General features: G+C 71.9%; 1 protein-coding gene. It reads right to left on the bottom strand.

All coding sequences use genetic code 11. The features are described 5' to 3' along the window. Positions 1-295: aldehyde dehydrogenase family protein (locus SB717_RS34985; protein ID WP_410907487.1), on the bottom strand; the 295-nt coding region annotated here is incomplete at both ends.

The following is a 295-nucleotide window of genomic DNA, read 5'->3' as shown; positions in this document are numbered from 1 at the left end:
CCGGATGATGGACAGCACCGGCCCGAAGATCTCCTCGCGGAGGATCTCGCTCCCGGGCCGCACATCGGTCACCACGGTCGGCTCGAAGAACGTGCCGGAGCCCTCCAGCCGCGAACCGCCGGTCAGGACGGACGCGCCGCGCGTGACCGCATCCTGCAGCAGCGAAGCCGCCTTGTCGACCGCGCCCTCGTTGAGCAGCGGTCCGATGGTCACCCCGTCCTCGGTGCCGCGCCCGATCTTCAGCCCGCCGACGCGCTCGGTCACCCTGCGGGCGAACTCGTCGGCGACGTCCTCG

It is taken from the genome of Priestia sp. SIMBA_032 (assembly GCF_046535215.1).
Classification (GTDB): domain Bacteria; phylum Bacillota; class Bacilli; order Bacillales; family Bacillaceae_H; genus Priestia; species Priestia aryabhattai.
The sequence above is the reverse complement of the archived record's forward strand: the minus strand, read 5'-3'. Positions and strand labels throughout refer to the sequence as shown.